At 72.7% G+C, this 15455-nt stretch carries 12 protein-coding genes and 5 pseudogenes; 12 read left to right on the top strand and 5 right to left on the bottom strand.

Annotation, left to right across the window (positions count from 1 at the left end; all coding sequences use genetic code 11):
* From JNW89_RS10340 to JNW89_RS10360, 5 genes and pseudogenes are all read left to right on the top strand, one after another.
* A pseudogene (locus JNW89_RS10340) lies at positions 1–205 on the top strand (type II secretion system F family protein); the annotation flags it as partial.
* A gap of 64 nt (positions 206–269) precedes the next feature.
* Positions 270–398, top strand: coding sequence for a DUF4244 domain-containing protein (locus JNW89_RS10345; protein ID WP_208418639.1), 129 nt, complete (start codon positions 270–272; stop codon positions 396–398).
* Positions 395–763, top strand: a complete 369-nt coding sequence (locus JNW89_RS10350; protein WP_238448727.1) for a TadE family type IV pilus minor pilin — start codon at positions 395–397, stop codon at positions 761–763. The genes JNW89_RS10345 and JNW89_RS10350 overlap by 4 nt, the downstream gene beginning before the upstream one ends.
* A 65-nt stretch (positions 764–828) precedes the next feature.
* Positions 829–873 (top strand): annotated as a pseudogene (locus JNW89_RS38045) (hypothetical protein); the annotation flags it as partial.
* A gap of 80 nt (positions 874–953) precedes the next feature.
* Complete coding sequence (locus JNW89_RS10360; protein WP_238448728.1) at positions 954–1124, top strand: flp pilus-assembly TadE/G-like family protein; 171 nt, start codon at positions 954–956, stop codon at positions 1122–1124.
* 257 nt (positions 1125–1381) lie between these two features.
* Here the strand turns inward: JNW89_RS10360 and JNW89_RS10365 are convergent, their stop codons facing one another.
* The 3 genes and pseudogenes from JNW89_RS10365 to JNW89_RS10375 all read right to left on the bottom strand — a co-directional run.
* The gene (locus JNW89_RS10365) at positions 1382–1960 is read right to left on the bottom strand and encodes a hypothetical protein (RefSeq protein ID WP_238448729.1); all 579 of its coding nucleotides are present in this window, start codon (positions 1958–1960) and stop codon (positions 1382–1384) included.
* A 47-nt stretch (positions 1961–2007) separates the two neighbouring features.
* A complete protein-coding gene (locus tag JNW89_RS10370; protein ID WP_238448730.1) occupies positions 2008–2214 on the bottom strand; it encodes a hypothetical protein in 207 nt (68 codons plus the stop codon).
* 375 nt (positions 2215–2589) lie between these two features.
* Positions 2590–4936: pseudogene (locus JNW89_RS10375) on the bottom strand (DEAD/DEAH box helicase); the annotation flags it as partial.
* Positions 4937–5076: 140 nt separating this feature from the next.
* Between JNW89_RS10375 and JNW89_RS10380 the strand changes: the two are divergent.
* The 6 genes and pseudogenes from JNW89_RS10380 (at position 5077) to topA (ending at position 13065) form a co-directional block, all read left to right on the top strand.
* Entirely contained in the window at positions 5077–5433 is a 357-nt protein-coding gene (locus JNW89_RS10380) for an STAS domain-containing protein (RefSeq protein ID WP_088959229.1), read from the top strand.
* Entirely contained in the window at positions 5430–5867 is a 438-nt protein-coding gene (locus JNW89_RS10385; RefSeq protein ID WP_088959228.1) for an ATP-binding protein, read from the top strand. The genes JNW89_RS10380 and JNW89_RS10385 overlap by 4 nt, the downstream gene beginning before the upstream one ends.
* Before the next feature lie 319 nt (positions 5868–6186).
* Positions 6187–8537, top strand: a pseudogene (locus tag JNW89_RS10390) (sodium-translocating pyrophosphatase).
* 114 nt (positions 8538–8651) lie between these two features.
* Positions 8652–9194, top strand: coding sequence for a hypothetical protein (locus JNW89_RS10395; protein WP_238448731.1), 543 nt, complete (start codon positions 8652–8654; stop codon positions 9192–9194).
* Positions 9185–9898 carry a hypothetical protein gene (locus JNW89_RS10400; protein WP_375155071.1) on the top strand — a complete coding sequence of 238 codons (714 nt, stop codon included), beginning with the start codon at positions 9185–9187 and terminating at the stop codon, positions 9896–9898. The genes JNW89_RS10395 and JNW89_RS10400 overlap by 10 nt, the downstream gene beginning before the upstream one ends.
* Before the next feature lie 341 nt (positions 9899–10239).
* Positions 10240–13065 carry a type I DNA topoisomerase gene (gene topA, locus JNW89_RS10405; RefSeq protein WP_238448732.1) on the top strand — a complete coding sequence of 942 codons (2826 nt, stop codon included), beginning with the start codon at positions 10240–10242 and terminating at the stop codon, positions 13063–13065.
* 34 nt (positions 13066–13099) lie between these two features.
* Here topA and JNW89_RS10410 read toward each other — a convergent pair whose 3' ends face one another.
* The gene (locus JNW89_RS10410) at positions 13100–14404 is read right to left on the bottom strand and encodes a D-arabinono-1,4-lactone oxidase (protein ID WP_238448733.1); all 1305 of its coding nucleotides are present in this window, start codon (positions 14402–14404) and stop codon (positions 13100–13102) included.
* 227 nt (positions 14405–14631) lie between these two features.
* Between JNW89_RS10410 and JNW89_RS10415 the strand changes: the two genes are divergently transcribed.
* Complete coding sequence (locus tag JNW89_RS10415; RefSeq protein ID WP_238448734.1) at positions 14632–15204, top strand: TetR family transcriptional regulator; 573 nt, start codon at positions 14632–14634, stop codon at positions 15202–15204.
* A 23-nt stretch (positions 15205–15227) separates the two neighbouring features.
* On the opposite strand, the pseudogene JNW89_RS10420 reads toward JNW89_RS10415, so the two are convergent.
* A pseudogene (locus JNW89_RS10420) lies at positions 15228–15455 on the bottom strand (amino acid deaminase/aldolase); the annotation flags it as partial.

The following is a 15455-nucleotide window of genomic DNA, read 5'->3' on the forward strand; positions in this document are numbered from 1 at the left end:
CACCTCGCGCAGTGGAGCCGCGCTCGCCGGGGCGCTGACCCGGGTCGCCGGACGACCTGCGGGCGGACCGGTCCATCGCCGCCGAGGCGTCGGCCGCCGGGCCGGTGTGCTCATCGTGCTGCCGCTGGGGCTCTGCTTCCTACCGGCCTTCATTCTCGCCGGCCTGGTGCCGGTGATCGTCGCCGTCCTCGGCGACGTGCTCTGAGAAACCATCGAGAAGGGACACGCCAGTGCGCAGACTCCTCGCCCGGCTCCGGGGGGACGCCGGGATGAACACCGCCGAGTACGCCGTCGGCACGCTCGCCGCGGTCGCCTTCGCGGGCATCCTGCTCAAGGTGCTCACGTCCGGCAACGTGCAGTCCGCCCTGACCGCGGTCATCGACCGGGCGTTGAAGTGAGCCGGCGCCGGCCGGCCGGTCGTGACCGCGGTTCGTTCACCGCCGAGCTTGCGGCCGGCCTGCCGGCGCTGCTGCTGCTCCTGCTCGCCGGCCTCAGCGCGGTCGACGCGGTCACCACGAAGGCCGCCTGCCTGGACGCGGCCCGGGAGGCGGCACTCGCCGCCTCCCGAGGTGAGAGCGGCACGGCGGCCGGGACGCGGATCGCACCCCCGGGTGCGGTCGTCTCGGTGTCGGTGACCGGCGAGCGGGTCACCGCCACCGTTCGGGCGCCCGTCCGGGCGCTCGGTGCGCGACTACCCCGGATCACCGTGTCGGCCACCACGGTCGCCGCCGTCGAGCCGGGCTCGCCCGGGGCGCGGCCGTGACGCCGGGACGGCCCGGTGTGTCCGACCGAGGCGGGGCGACGGTGTGCCTGCTCGTCGTCGGCCTGGTGTTCGTCCTGGTCGGGGTCTTCGGTGCGGCGATCGGCACCGCCCGGACGGCCCGGCACCAGGCTCGGGTCGGTGCCGACTTCGCGGCGCTCGCCGGGGCGGGCCGGCGCTGGACGGGGACGGCGTGGCCTGCGCCGCGGCCGCCGAGATCGCCCGGGCCAACGGTGCCCGGCTGGCCGGCTGCCACCTGGACGGCCTCGACGTGCTGGTGACCGTTCAGGTGCCGGTGACCCCGCTGCCGGGTTTCCGGCGGACCGCCACGGCCACCTCCCGCGCCGGCCCGATCCGCGACTGACTGTTCGGGTCGGGTCGCCTGGGACTGGCGATGATCTTGCCGCGTCCGCGGGGCGACAACCCGGGCGGGTACGCCGGCCATTCGCGAGTTCCGCCGGGTGTCGGCGCCGCCGGTGGCAGGGCTGAGCCGGGCCCTGCCCGTGGCAGCGGGCCGGTTCGCGGGCAGCGGGTGGCGGCGACCCGGCAAGAGTGCGCCGCCGCAGCCCCGACAAGACGGCCGGGGGCGCGCGCAGGACGCGCACCCGGCCCGTCGGCGGGTCAGCGGCCCTGCAGCGCGTCCAGCCCGATCGCCATGGCGATCACCAGGCGGCGGTCCACCTGCGGGTTCTGCACCTCGACGACGTACTTGTCGCGCAGGCCCCACTTCTTGACCACCGTGAAGACCGGCTGGCCCCCGGCGACGAAGTCGAAGTGGTACGGCAGCCAGGAGAGCGAGTCCACGAACCGGCGCAGCAGCGCCACCGGCATGCTCCGCTCCTGACCGGTGATCTGCGGCAGGCCGGGCTGCTCGACGTGCCAGGTCGAGCGCAGCAGCGACTGGGCGAAGTCCTTGCGGAACAGCCCGATCGAGTTGCCGGCCGCGTCGGTGACGTCGTACGTGGCGCCGAGGTCGAGCCGCTGCCGCGCCTTGAAGCCGAGCAGGGGCTGCTGCTTCGAGTCGTCGGTGTAGATCGTGACCTGCTCCTTGAAGGCGAGCCGCTTCTGCTGCGCGAACGCCAGCAGCTCTCCCTCGGTGCCGTCCGGGGCCACGGCGCGGACCTCGTACTGGTTGACCATCATCCGGATCCGCTGCCGGACGTGGAACTGGTGCTGCGTCTGCAAGTTGTCGAGCTGCATGTATATCTCCTCCGAAGTTTTCGCCGGAGTCTCGCACAACCTGCGGCTCAGCGTCCGCCCTCGACCGTCGCCTTCAGCGCCCAGGCGTGGAGCACCTGGTGGATGCCGCGCAGCCGCTCGTTGATCTGTTCGAGGCGTTCCGCCTGCGCCAGGCTGGCCAGCGCGGTGCCCAGGGCGATCTGCTGGTCGGGGGTGAGCTTCTCCTGGTCGATCGTGTAGAGCAGGTCGACGGTCTCGGCGATGGTGTCGGCCACGGCTCCTCCTCCGGTGCGGGAACGACGGGTCGGCTGGCGTGCTGAGCGCCGCCGACGGACCGAGGGCCAGCCATGGAAGCGCTCCCATTCATCAATGCCCACCGGCCGGATGGGTCATGCACGTATCCCGAAAAGCGAACGGGCTCAGCTCGCGCCCGGCGTGACGTCGGCGTCCGTGCCCGACCGTGCGTCCGTTCGATCGTCCTGACGCGGTAGGAGCGGCGCGGCCGGAACGTCGACCGGCGAACCGACGGTCGCGGCCGGGGCGGTCGGCAGGTCGGTTGCGGCCGAGGCGGCCGACGGGGCGACCGCCGCCGGTGCACCTGCACCCGACCCGGACGCAACGCCGCCGGAGGGCAGGGCCGGCGACGGCTCGGCGTCGCGGGGCAGGTTGGCGAGGACCACGTCGAGGACCCGGACGGCGTCCGGCTTGGAGAGCGGGTTGTTGCCGTTGCCGCACTTCGGCGACTGCACGCAGGACGGGCAGCCCGCCTCGCAGCCGCACTCGGCGATCGCGTCCCGGGTGGCGCGCAGCCAGGCCGCCGCCGTCCCGTACGCCCGCTCGGCGAAGCCCGCCCCGCCCGGGTGACCGTCGTAGACGAAGACGGTCGGGGTCTCGGTGTCCGGGTGCACGGCGGTGGAGAGCCCGCCGATGTCCCAGCGGTCGCAGGTGGCCATCAGCGGCAGCAGCCCGATCGCGGCGTGCTCGGCGGCGTGCAGCGCCCCCGGGACGTCGGCCGCCTCCACCCCGGCGAGCGCCAGCGACTGCGGGGAGAGGGTGAACCAGACCGCGACGGTGCGCAGTTCCCGGGCCGGCAGGTCCAGCGGTCGAGTGTCGATCACCTCCCCGGAGGCGATCCGCCGCCGCTGGTACGACACCACCTGGCTGGTCACGTCCACCTCGCCGAGGAAGAGCCCGACCGGCCCGGCGTCCACGTAGGAGCGGACCGACACCACCGACAGCGAGGTGACGTCGCGGGCGTGGGTGGACCAGTCTGGCTCCTCGGCGTGCACCAGCGCGCACCCGTCGGCCAGGTCCAGCGAGTCGACCACGTACGAGACGCCCTGGTGCAGGTAGACCGCACCGGGGTGGATGAGGAAGTGCGAGGAGCCGCCGTCGACGGTGCCGAGCAGCCGTCCGGTCGAGGCTTCCACCACGCAGACCGGCGCGCCGCCCTCGCCGCGCAGGTCCACCTCGGGCCGCTCCCGGTGCCGCCAGTACCAGCCGGTCGGCCGCTGCCGCAGCGCCCCCGCCGCGACCAGTTCCTCGACGGCCTCCTTCGCCCCGTCGCCGAAGAGGTCCAGGTCGGCCGGGGTGAGCGGGGCCTCCGCCGCCGCGCAGGCGAGCTGCGGGGCGAGCACGTACGGGTTGGCCGGGTCGAGCACGGTGGCCTCGACCGGCGCCCGAACAGCGCCTCCGGGTGGTGCACCAGATAGGTGTCGAGCGGGTCGTCCCGGGCCACCAGCACCGCCAGCGCCTCGTCGCCGGAGCGACCGGCCCGGCCGGCCTGCTGCCAGAGCGACGCCCGGGTGCCCGGCCAGCCGCAGATCAGCACCGCGTCCAGCCCGACCAGGTCGACGCCGAGTTCCAGCGCGTTGGTGGAGGCGAGGCCGAGCAGGTCGCCGTGGAGCAGGGCGCGTTCCAGCTCACGCCGCTCCTCGCGCAGGTAGCCGGCCCGGTAGGCGGCCACCCGGTCGCCGAGCCCGGGCACCGCCTCGTCGAGCGCCCGCCGCGCGTTCGCCGCCACCACCTCGGCGCCCTTGCGGGAGCGGACGAAGGCCAGCGTGCGGACCCCCTCGGCGACCGTGTCGGCGAGCAGGTCCGCGGTCTCCCGCAACGCCGACCGGCGGACCGGCGCGAGGTCCGCGACCTCGCCCGAGGAATCGGGGAGCAGCGGCGGCTCCCAGAGCGCGAAGGTCACCCCGCCGCGCGGCGAGGTGTCCTCGGTGACGGCCGCCACCGGCAGGCCGGTGAGCCGCCCGGCCGCCGTCGCCGGGTCGCCCGACGTCGCCGAGGCCAGCACGAAGACGGGGGTACGGCCGTACTTCGCGCACTGCCGGCGCAGGCGGCGCAGCACGTGCGCGACGTGCGAGCCGAACACGCCCCGGTAGGTGTGGCACTCGTCGATCACCACGTACGCCAGCCGGCGCAGGAAGCCGGACCAGTGCGCGTGCCCGGGGAGGATGCCGTGGTGCAGCATGTCCGGGTTGGTCAGCACGAACCGGGAGTGCCGGCGGATCCACTCCCGCTCGGCGCGCGGGGTGTCCCCGTCGTAGGTGGCGGGGCGTACCCCGTCGAGTTCCAGGCCGGCGACGGCGCGGAGCTGGTCGGCGGCGAGCGCCTTGGTCGGGGCCAGGTAGAGCACGGTGGCCCTGGGGTCGGCGAGCAGGGTGGCCAGCGCGGGCAGCTGGTAGGCCAGCGACTTGCCGGACGCCGTGCCGGTGGCCACCACCACGTGCTGCCCCGCGTACGCCAGCTCGGCCGCCTCGGCCTGGTGCCGCCAGGGCGCGACCACGCCGCGTCGGGCGAACGCCGCCCGCAGGTCCTCGGGAGCCCACCGCGGCCAGGGGGCCGGCTCGCCGGGTCGGGCCGGGACCCGCTCGACGTGGGTGACCGGATCGTCGCCGTGCCGGGCGCGCAGCCGGCGCAGCAGGTCGCCCGGCGCGCCGTCGGCGGTCGCCCGGGGCCGGGACCTGCGGATACGGTGGCTGCGGGATTCACGTCCTGCACTCTCGCACTGGTGTTCGGAGGTGAACAACTCCGGGCGTGGGTAAGGAGAAGCCTCCGCCGGTGGCCAGAGGCCGTCGCGGCGGGGATGGTTAGATGCCCAGGAGAGTTTACGGCTCTCGGAGGAGGGACTGATGGAGCTGTCGCTGGCGACCCGCACCGTGGGGGAGCACACGGTGCTCGAGGTCGGCGGTGAGGTGGACGTCTACACCGCCCCCCGCCTGCGCGAACGGCTTCTCGAGCTGATCGACGGTGGCTCCCGGCGGGTGGTCGTCGACCTCGGCCGGGTGGACTTCCTCGACTCGACCGGCCTCGGCGTGCTGGTCGGTGCCCTCAAGCGGCTCCGCTCGGCCGGTGGCTCCTTCGCCCTGGTCTGCGACAAGGAGCCGCTGCTCAAGATCTTCCGGATCACCGCGCTGGACCAGGTGTTCCCGCTGCACCCCACGGTCGAGGCGGCGATCGCGGCGGACCCCACCGGCGCCGGCGCGTGATGGCGACGGTCCGACTCTCCTTCTCGCCGGCTCCGGTGCACGTGCGCACCGCCCGCCTGGTCGGCGTCGCGGTGGCCCGCCGGGCCGGGGTGCGCGAGAACCTGCTCGACGAGGTGCGGCTGGCCATCGGTGAGGCGTGCACCCGGGCGGTCGCGCTGCACCGGCAGTACGGGCTGCCCGACCCGGTGCTGGTGGAGATGTCCGACGCCGGGGCGTACTCGGTGCGGGTGGTGGATCGGGCGCCGATCGAGGCCGGCATCGGGCTGGCCGCGTTGAACGCCGACGACCTGGCCAACGAGTCGCTGACCGACGAGGCGCTGACCACCGGTGTCGGCTTCGCCCTGCTCGCCGGTTTCGTGGAGGACCTCCAGGTTCGCCCGGTCGACGAGGGCGTCGGCACCGAGGTCCGGATGGTGTGGCCGGTCGGCCGCTGACCTGCGCACTCTGCGTCATCGAGGCCGCGACCCTTCGGGGTTGCGGCCTCGACGTGCTGATGGGCTCCTATATCAGATTCTTCCTCATAACACAGTTACAAAGATCATCCGGACACGGTGTCCCCCGGATGTGACCTCCAACACTGCACGGGGCTACAGTACCGGGGTTGTCAGCAAGTGATCCTTCCCGCAACCAGCGGGTATGTGCGTTCATCGCTGGTCCGGTGGGGTGGGTTGGTGCGCTTGCGCAACCGCATCCAGGCGTCGGGTCAGTGCGTCCGCTGGCCGGCGCGACAGTGTTCGGTACAGGAGGACATAGATGTCCGGGACTTTGGCCGCCGATGGCGGCGCGCTGTCCCTTTCCGGAGGAAACCTGACGTACGTCGTCATCGCCGCGGTGATCGCGCTGGTGGCACTCGTCTTCGCCGCCGCCTTGACCAAGGCCGTGCTGGCAGCCGGTAAGGGCACCACCAACATGCAGGAGATCTCCGGAGCGGTACAGGAGGGCGCCTCCGCCTACCTGCTCCGGCAGTTCAGGACGCTGGCGATCTTCGTCGTCGTCGCCGTCGTGCTCCTCTTCCTGCTCCCGGTGCACGACACCGACGGCAGCGAGCTGGCGGTGAAGCTCGGCCGGTCGGCGTTCTTCGTGGTCGGTGCCCTGTTCAGCGCGTCCATCGGTGGCGCCGGCATGTGGCTGGCCACCCGCGCCAACCTGCGGGTCGCCGCGGCGGCGCGCGAGGCGCAGGGCGGGCGTGAGGCCGCCATGAAGATCGCCTTCCGCACCGGCGGCGTGGTCGGCTTCCTCACCGTCGGGCTCGGCCTCTTCGGCGCCGCGATGGTCGTCCTGCTCTTCAAGGGCGACGCGCCGACGGTGCTGGAGGGCTTCGGCTTCGGCGCCGCCCTGCTGGCCATGTTCATGCGGGTCGGCGGCGGCATCTTCACCAAGGCCGCCGACGTCGGCGCGACCTGGTCGGCAAGGTCGAGCAGGGCATCCCCGAGGACGACCCGCGCAACGCGGCCACCATCGCGGACAACGTGGGCGACAACGTCGGCGACTGCGCCGGCATGGCCGCCGACCTGTTCGAGTCGTACGCGGTGACCCTGGTCGCGGCCCTGATCCTGGGTCGCGCGGCGTTCGGCGAGGACGGCCTGGTCTTCCCGCTGATCATCTCCACCATCGGTGTCCTCGTCGCGATCGTCGGCGTCTTCATCACCCGGCTGCGCGTCTCGGACCGCAACGGCCTGACCGCGATCAACCGGGCCTTCTACCTCTCCGCGGTGATCTCGGCGGTGCTGGTGGCGATCGCCGCCTTCGCCTACCTGCCGGCGACCTTCGCCGAGCTGGAGGGCGGGCTGACCGACGTCGACCAGAACCCCCGGATCGTCGCCATCGGCGCGGTCGTCATCGGCATCGTGCTGGCCGCCGCCATCCAGGCGCTGACCGGCTACTTCACCGAGACCAACCGGCGCCCGGTGCAGGACATCGGCAAGAGCTCGCAGACCGGCGCGGCCACCGTCATCCTCGCCGGCATCAGCGTCGGCCTGGAGTCGGCGGTCTACTCGGCGCTGCTGATCGCCGCCGGCGTCTTCGGGGCGTTCCTGCTCGGCGGCAGCTCCATCACGCTCTCGCTCTTCGCGGTCGCGCTGGCCGGCACCGGCCTGCTCACCACCGTCGGCGTGATCGTCGCGATGGACACCTTCGGCCCGATCTCCGACAACGCGCAGGGCGTGGCGGAGATGTCCGGCGACATCGACGAGAACGGCGCCCGGATCCTCACCGAGCTGGACGCGGTGGGCAACACCACCAAGGCGATCACCAAGGGCATCGCGATCGCCACGGCGGTGCTCGCCGCGACCGCGCTGTTCGGCTCGTACACCGACACCCTGCGCACCGCGTACGCCGACGCCGGGGTCGGGGACGTCGGCACCGAGATCCTCAACTCGCTGAACGTGTCCAACCCGCGCAACCTGGTCGGTCTGATCATCGGCGCGGCGGTGGTCTTCCTCTTCTCCGGGCTGGCCATCAACGCGGTTTCCCGCTCGGCGGGGGCCGTGGTGATGGAGGTCCGCCGGCAGTTCCGCGAGCTGCCCGGGATCATGGACCGCACCCAGCGCCCCGAGTACGGCAAGGTCGTCGACATCTGCACCCGGGACGCGCAGCGCGAGCTGATGACCCCCGGTCTGCTGGCCATCCTCGCGCCGATCGCGGTCGGCTTCGGCCTCGGGCCCGGCGCGCTGGCGGCGTACCTGGCCGGGGCGATCGGTGCCGGCACGCTGATGGCGGTCTTCCTGGCCAACTCCGGTGGCGCCTGGGACAACGCCAAGAAGCTGGTCGAGGACGGCGCGTACGGGGGCAAGGGCTCCGACTCGCACGCCGCGACGGTCATCGGTGACACGGTCGGTGACCCGTTCAAGGACACCGCCGGCCCGGCGATCAACCCGCTGATCAAGGTGATGAACCTGGTCTCGCTGCTGATCGCGCCGGCCGTGGTGGCGTGGAGCGTCGGCGACGACCGCAACACCGCGCTGCGGGTGACGATCGCGCTGGTCGCGACCCTGATCGTGGTGGCCGCGGTGGTGTTCAGCAAGCGCAAGGGCGTGGCGATGGACTCCTCCGACGACGGCTCCGGCGCGGGCAGCCCGGAGCGGGCGGAGACGGTCAACGCCTGAGGCGACGGTGGGTTCCCGGTCGGCCGACCGCCGGCCGGGAACCCGTCCGCCGCGCCCCGAGGGCGGCAAACCTGAGCGGTGGCGCATCGGCGCGGAGGCCGTACGCTGCAACGCATGCGTACGTGCCGGGCGTCAGCCGCCGGAAAGCTCACGGTGGTCCTGGCCACGCTCGTGCTCGCCGTCGCCGCCTGCGGTGGTGGGCCCACCCCGCGGGCCTGGGCCGCCTCGGTCTGTGAGGCGCTCACCCCCTGGCGGGCCGAGATCAGCAAGCTGACCAGCAGCACCGACCAGCAGATGACCGCGCAGACCACCCCGGCGCAGGCCAAGGAGAACCTGGTCCGGCTCTTCGCCGGCGCGGCGGACGCCAGCGAGACCGCCCGGCGCAGGGTCGCCGACGCCGGTGTCCCGGAGACCGAGCACGGCGAGGAGATCTCCAAGGGGTTCCAGACCACCCTGGAGAAGGTGCGGGACGCGTACGGGCGGGCCCGCGACACCATCGACGGGCTCGGCACCGGCGAGGCCAGCACCTTCTACGACGGCGTCAAGGCCACGGTCGAGACGCTCACCAAGGAGTACGACGCGAGCGCGCTGGACACCAGCCGGCTCAACTCTGAAGAGCTCAAACAGGCCTTCGACGAGGTTCCGGAGTGTCGCTGACCCCTCCCGACTCACCCCCCGAACCGGTGCGCCAGCTCTCGCTGTTCGGCACCGAGGCGGCGGATCCGTCCGTCGCCGACCTGGCCGGCCTGCTCGCCGGCCCCGGCGAGGTGGGCCGGATGGGGCGTACGGCCCGACTGTCGATCGCGGTCGACGCCGCCTGGCGGGTGCACGTGCTCGTCGCCGAGCTGGGGTTGCGGGGGCTGGCCGCGAGCTGGGAGGCGACCGAGGACCAGCGGTACGCCGTGCGCACCTCGTACGCGCGGACCCTCGCGCCGCTGGCGACGGCCTGGCTGGTCGACGCGGGCCGCAAGCGTCCGCCCGCGCATTTCCATCTCAACGGTCGGCGGTTGCGGCTCTGGCTGGCCGCCGCCGGCCGCCCGACCCGCGGGGTTCCTGCTCGGGCTCGGCCGGGTGACCAGGACGTGGTGGCCGACGGTGCGGGCGGCGCTCGCCGCCGTGGGTCTGCCGACGGCGGTGTCGGAGCCCGACGACGGCCGGCCGGCCTTCCGGATCGCCGGCCGTCGGCGGTTGACCCGGCTGGCCGAGCTGGTCGGCGAGCGGCCGTCGGCTGCCCCGCCGGAGGCCTGGCCGACCCCGGCCTGACCACCGGCTCAGGAAAGAAGGCGGGGGCCTGCAAGATCGACTCCAGGCCGGCGAGGTGGCGGCATCAGGGCCACCGGGACAGCGCCGGCTCGCCGTAACGGAGTCGATCAGGGCGGGTCAGGCGGGCGCGGCGACGAGGTGTCCGATCGGGGACAGCCGGGCGGCGTCTCGGCCGGTAAAACGGCTCGGGGACCCTCGGCCGAGGGTCCGCCATCGTCACAGTGGCCCGCCTCCGGCCCTACCCACGGTGTACGGTGGCGCCGTCCGGCCCGTGAAGCCCGCGCGGCGCCGTGGCGCCCGCCGCGCGGAGGCTGTTTGCCGCCCGCGAAACCCGAAACCCCGGCGGCGCGTTACGTTGGACATCCGGACCGCCGGTGGTCCGGTGGGGTGCAACACGGCCCGAATCGGGCATGGAGCAGGAGTGAGGTCGGGGAGAGACGTGCCGAGCAACGCTGGAACCACCCGTCTGGTCATCGTCGAGTCACCGGCGAAGGCCAAGACGATCTCGGGCTACCTCGGCCCGGGATACGTCGTGGAGGCCAGCTTCGGCCACGTCCGGGACCTCCCGCGCAACGCCGCCGACGTGCCCGCCAAGTACAAGGGCGAGGCGTGGGCCCGGCTCGGGGTGGACGTCGACAACGGCTTCCACGCCCTCTACGTCGTTTCCGCCGACCGTAAGCAGCAGATCAGCAAGCTGGTGAAGCTGGCCAAGGAGGTCGACGAGATCTTCCTGGCGACGGACGAGGACCGCGAGGGCGAGGCGATCGCCTGGCACCTGGTGGAGACGCTCAAGCCCAAGGTGCCGGTCAAGCGGATGGTCTTCCACGAGATCACCAAGCCGGCGATCCAGGCGGCGGTGGCCAACCCCCGCGAGATCGACCGCGACCTGGTCGACGCCCAGGAGGCGCGCCGCATCCTCGACCGGCTCTACGGCTACGAGGTCTCGCCGGTGCTGTGGAAGAAGGTCATGCCGAAGCTCTCGGCGGGCCGGGTGCAGTCCGTGGCGACCCGGATCGTGGTCGAGCGGGAGCGCCAGCGGATGGCCTTCCGCACCGCCGAGTACTGGGACATCCTGGCCACCCTCGCCGTGGCGAACGCCGGCGAGGGCCCGCGCAACTTCAACGCCACCCTGGTCGCGCTGAACGGCGACCGGATCGCCACCGGCAAGGACTTCGAGCCCACCACGGGTCGGGTCCGGGCCGGTGCCGGCGTCGTGCACCTGGACGAGGGCGGCGCCCGGGGCCTGGCGGCCCGCCTCGACGGACGGCCGTTCACCGTCACCCGGGTCGAGGAGAAGCCTTACCGCCGCCGCCCGTACGCGCCGTTCATCACCTCCACCCTCCAGCAGGAGGCGGCCCGCAAGCTGCGCCTCTCGTCGCAGCAGACGATGCGCACCGCGCAGCGCCTCTACGAGAACGGCTACATCACCTACATGCGTACCGACTCGGTGAACCTGTCGGAGACCGCCATCGCGGCGGCCCGCCGGCAGATCGTCGAGCTGTACGGCGAGCGCAGCGTGCCGCCGGAGCCGCGCCGCTACACCGGCAAGGTGAAGAACGCGCAGGAGGCGCACGAGGCGATCCGCCCGGCGGGGGACAACTTCCGCACCCCGGGCGAGGTGGCCAAGGAGCTGTCGGCCGAGGAGTTCAAGCTCTACGAGCTGATCTGGCGGCGCACGATCGCCTCGCAAATGACCGACGCGGTCGGCTCCAGTGTCTCGGTGCGCATCCGCGCCGTCTCCTCCGCGCAGGAGGAGGCCGACTTCGGCGCGACCGGCAAGACCATCACCGACCCGGGCTTCCTGCGGGCGTACGTCGAGTCGAGCGACGACGAGAACGCCGAGGCCGAGGACGCCGAGCGCCGGCTGCCCACCCTGGTCAAGGACCAGCCGCTGACCGCCGACGAGCTGGCCGCGCAGGGCCACCACACCCAGCCGCCGTCGCGCTACACCGAGGCGTCGCTGGTCAAGGCGCTGGAGGAGCTGGGCATCGGCCGCCCGTCGACGTACGCGTCGATCATGCAGACCATCCAGGACCGCGGGTACGTCTCCAAGCGCGGCCAGGCGATGATCCCGTCCTTCCTGGCGTTCGCGGTGATCGGGCTGCTGGAGCGGCACTACCCGCGCCTGATCGACTACGACTTCACCGCCAGCATGGAGAACGAGCTGGACGAGATCGCCGGCGGTGGCCACGCGGCGGTCGACTTCCTCACCTCCTTCTACTTCGGCAGCGCCAACGGCACTGGCGACCAGGCCATCGCCCACGCCGGCGGGCTGAAGAAGCTGGTCACCGAGAACATCACCGACATCGACGCGCGCAGCGTCAACTCGATCCCGCTCTTCACCGACGACGAGGGCCGCGAGGTCGTCGTCCGGGTCGGCCGGTTCGGGCCGTACCTGCAGCGGGCGGTGCCGGGCGAGCAGCCCGCGCCGAAGGCGGAGGGCGAGGAGGGCGGCGCCCCGGGCGACCGGGCACCCATCCCCGAGGGGTTGGCGCCCGACGAGCTGACCCCGGAGAAGGTGCACGAGCTGTTCCTCGGCGGCGGGGGCGAGCGCAAGCTCGGCGACGACCCGGCCACCGGCGAGCCGATCCTGCTCAAGTCCGGCCGGTTCGGCCCGTACGTGGCCAGCGGCGAGCGCAAGTCCTCGCTGCTGAGCTCGCAGACGCCGGACTCGCTCACCCTCGACGAGGCGTTGAAGCTGCTCAGCCTGCCCCGGCTGATCGGGGTCGCCCCCGACGGGGTCGAGGTCTTCGCCAACAACGGCCGCTACGGCCCGTACGTCAAGCGTGGTGACGAGTTCCGTTCGCTGGACTCGGAAGACAAGATGTTCACCGTCACGCTGGACGAGGCGCTGGCCCTGCTGGCCGCTCCGAAGACCCGCCAGCGTCGCGCCGCCGCGCCGCCGCTGCGGGAGATGGGCGTCGACCCGCTGACCGAGAAGCCGCTGGTCATCAAGGACGGCCGGTTCGGGCCGTACGTGACCGACGGCGAGTTCAACGCGTCGCTGCGCCGGGGCCAGACCCCGGAGGAGCTGACCATCGAGCAGGCCTCCGAGATGCTGGCCGAGAAGCGGGCGAAGGGTCCGGCGCCGAAGAAGAAGGCGGCCGCCAAGAAGGCCCCGGCCAAGAAGGCGACGGCGGCGAAGAAGACCGCCGCGGCCAAGTCGACCGCGGCCAAGAAGACCACCACCGCCAAGGCGACGGCGGCCAAGAAGGCCCCGGCGAAGAAGGCCGCCCCGAAGAAGGCGGCCACCACCGCCGAGTGACGGACCCCCGGGCGCCTCGGCGCCCGGGGAGCGCTCACCCGAGGATCCGGTCCAGGTGCGGGTTGGTGAAGAGCCGGTCCGGGTCCAGGCGGTCGCGGACCGCCAGGAAGTCGGCGAAGCGGGGGTACGCCGTGGCGAGTGACGCCGCGTCCCGGTAGTGCAGCTTCCCCCAGTGCGGCCGACCCCCGAGGTCGGTCGCCACCTGCTCGAAGGCCCGGAAGTACGGCTCGTACGGCATGCCGACGTACTGGTGGATCGCCACGTACGCGGACTCCCGGCCGTAGCCGTGCGACAGCCAGATGTCGTCGGCGGCGGTGAACCGCACCTCGACCGGGAAGAGCACCTTGAATGGCAGCCCGTCGACGATCCGCCGGAGCGCGTCGAGCGCGGTCGGCAGGGCGGCGCGCGGCAGGGCGTACTCCATCTCCACGAAGCGGACCCGGCGCGGGGTGCAGAAGACCGTGTCGGAGCGGCCGGTGTAGGTGCGTTCGGTGAGCGCCCGGGCGGAGACCGCGCTGATGGTCGGGGCCAGCGCCGGCACGGCGCGGCCCAGCCGGCAGGCCCCGGCGAAGACGGTGTTGGCCAGGAAGTCGTCGTCCAGCCAGCCGCGCCACCGGGGCAGCGGCCGGTCGTCGGCGGGCACCTGGTCGTTGGTCTTGACCTGCACCCGCGCGGTGTACGGGAACCAGTAGAACTCGACGTGGTCGTGCGCGTCGATCAGCGTCGGCAGCTCGGCGAGCACCGAGTCCAGCGGCGCCGGGCGCTCGTGGGCGCGCAGCACGAAGGCGTCGACGCAGCGCAGGGTCACCTCGACCAGCACGCCGAGCGCGCCCAGCCCGACGCGGGCGGCGGCGAAGACGTCCGGCTGCTCGTCGGCGGAGCAGCGCAGTACCTCGCCGGTGCCGGTGACCAGGGTCAGCGCCGTGACGAAGGTGGACAGGCAGCCGTATCCTGCTCCGGTGCCGTGGGTGCCGGTGGAGATCGCGCCGGCGACGGTCTGGGCGTCGATGTCGCCGAGGTTGGGCAGCGCGAGCCCGTTCCGGGCGAGCAGTGCGTTGAGCGTGTGCAGGGTCATCCCGGCGGGCACGGTGACCAGGCGGCGGTCCCGGTCGACCCGGACGTCGGTCGCCAGGTTGGTCAACTCGATCCGCCGGCCGTCGGCCACGGCGATCGGGGTGAACGAGTGTCCGCTGCCGACCACCCGGATGTGTTCACCCGCGGCGGCGGCGTCCCGGACGGCCTCGGTGACGCCGTCCAGCGTGGCGGGGCGCAGGATGGCGGTGGCGATGCTGTGCTGGTTGCCGGCCCAGTTGGACCATGCGGTGGCGGTACCGGCCATCGGCGCGCTCCTCGACGTGAATATGAACTGACTTCATATCAGGAACGTTGTTCCTGGTAAATACCGCAATCGAGGTCCGCTCGTTGTACCGGTAGTCACGGACTCGTGACAACCAGATATGTTCTTCCGTCGAAGGGGGGTGGCGCCGAGTGTCCACACCAGCCGCCACGACCGGGCCGCTGCGCCGCGTTCCGGTGCAGGGTCGAAGTGTCGCGCGGGTCCAGCGGATGTTGGACGCCTGTGCCGAACTCGTCGACGAAGTGGGGTACGAGGGACTGACCACCACGCTGCTCGCCGAACGTGCCGAGGTGGCGATCGGGTCGGTCTACCAGTTCTTTCCGGACAAGCGGGCGATCGTGCAGGCGCTGACCCTGCGCACGATGGAGTCCTACCTGCAGCGGCTCGACGAGCGGTTCGCCTCGGACGACCTGACCCACTGGTGGGACGGCGTCGACGCGGGGATCGACGAGTACATCACGATGCACCGGACGGTCCCGGGGTTCCGTACCCTGCACTTCGGCGACGTGGTTGACCTGCACCTGCTCGATGAGCAGCGGGACAACAACGGCGTGATCGCCGACCAGTTGGCCCGGGTGCTGACCGAGCGGTTCGGCATGACCGACGAACCGCGGCTGCGGTTCTGCCTGGAGATCGCCGTCGAGGCCGCGGACGCCCTGATCAAGCTGGCGTTCCGCCGCAAGCCCGAGGGCGACGAGCGGGTCCTCGCCGAGGCCAAGGCGCTGATCCGCGAGTACCTGCATCGCCACGTGAACGCCACCGAGGCCGTCCAACCCGGCTGACGGCCCCGGCCGGGCGGCCCCGGTCAGAGGAAGGCGTGCCCCTCGCCGCGGTAGGTGGGCACGGTGGCGACCACCTCGTCACCGGAGACCAGGTGCAACTCGTTGACGTGCTCGCAGAGCTCGCCCGCCTTGGCGTGCCGGAACCACACCCGGTCGCCGACCCGCAGCCCGGCCGCCGCGGCGCCGGCCAGCGGGGTCTGCACCTCACCGGCTCCCTCGGTGCCCGACCAGCGTCAGCCCGGCCGGCAGCC

Source organism: Micromonospora sp. 4G55, assembly GCF_016803375.1.

Bases quoted from the DNA above. Each gene is read 5' to 3' on its own strand.
- JNW89_RS10345 (WP_208418639.1), top strand. From the start codon at position 270: ATGAACACCGCCGAGTACGCCGTCGGCACGCTCGCCGCGGTCGCCTTC.
- JNW89_RS10365 (WP_238448729.1), bottom strand. From the start codon at position 1,960: ATGCAGCTCGACAACTTGCAGACGCAGCACCAGTTCCACGTCCGGCAG.
- JNW89_RS10380 (WP_088959229.1), top strand. From the start codon at position 5,077: ATGGAGCTGTCGCTGGCGACCCGCACCGTGGGGGAGCACACGGTGCTC.
- JNW89_RS10395 (WP_238448731.1), top strand. From the start codon at position 8,652: ATGCGTACGTGCCGGGCGTCAGCCGCCGGAAAGCTCACGGTGGTCCTG.
- JNW89_RS10410 (WP_238448733.1), bottom strand. From the start codon at position 14,404: ATGGCCGGTACCGCCACCGCATGGTCCAACTGGGCCGGCAACCAGCAC.
- JNW89_RS10415 (WP_238448734.1), top strand. From the start codon at position 14,632: ATGTTGGACGCCTGTGCCGAACTCGTCGACGAAGTGGGGTACGAGGGA.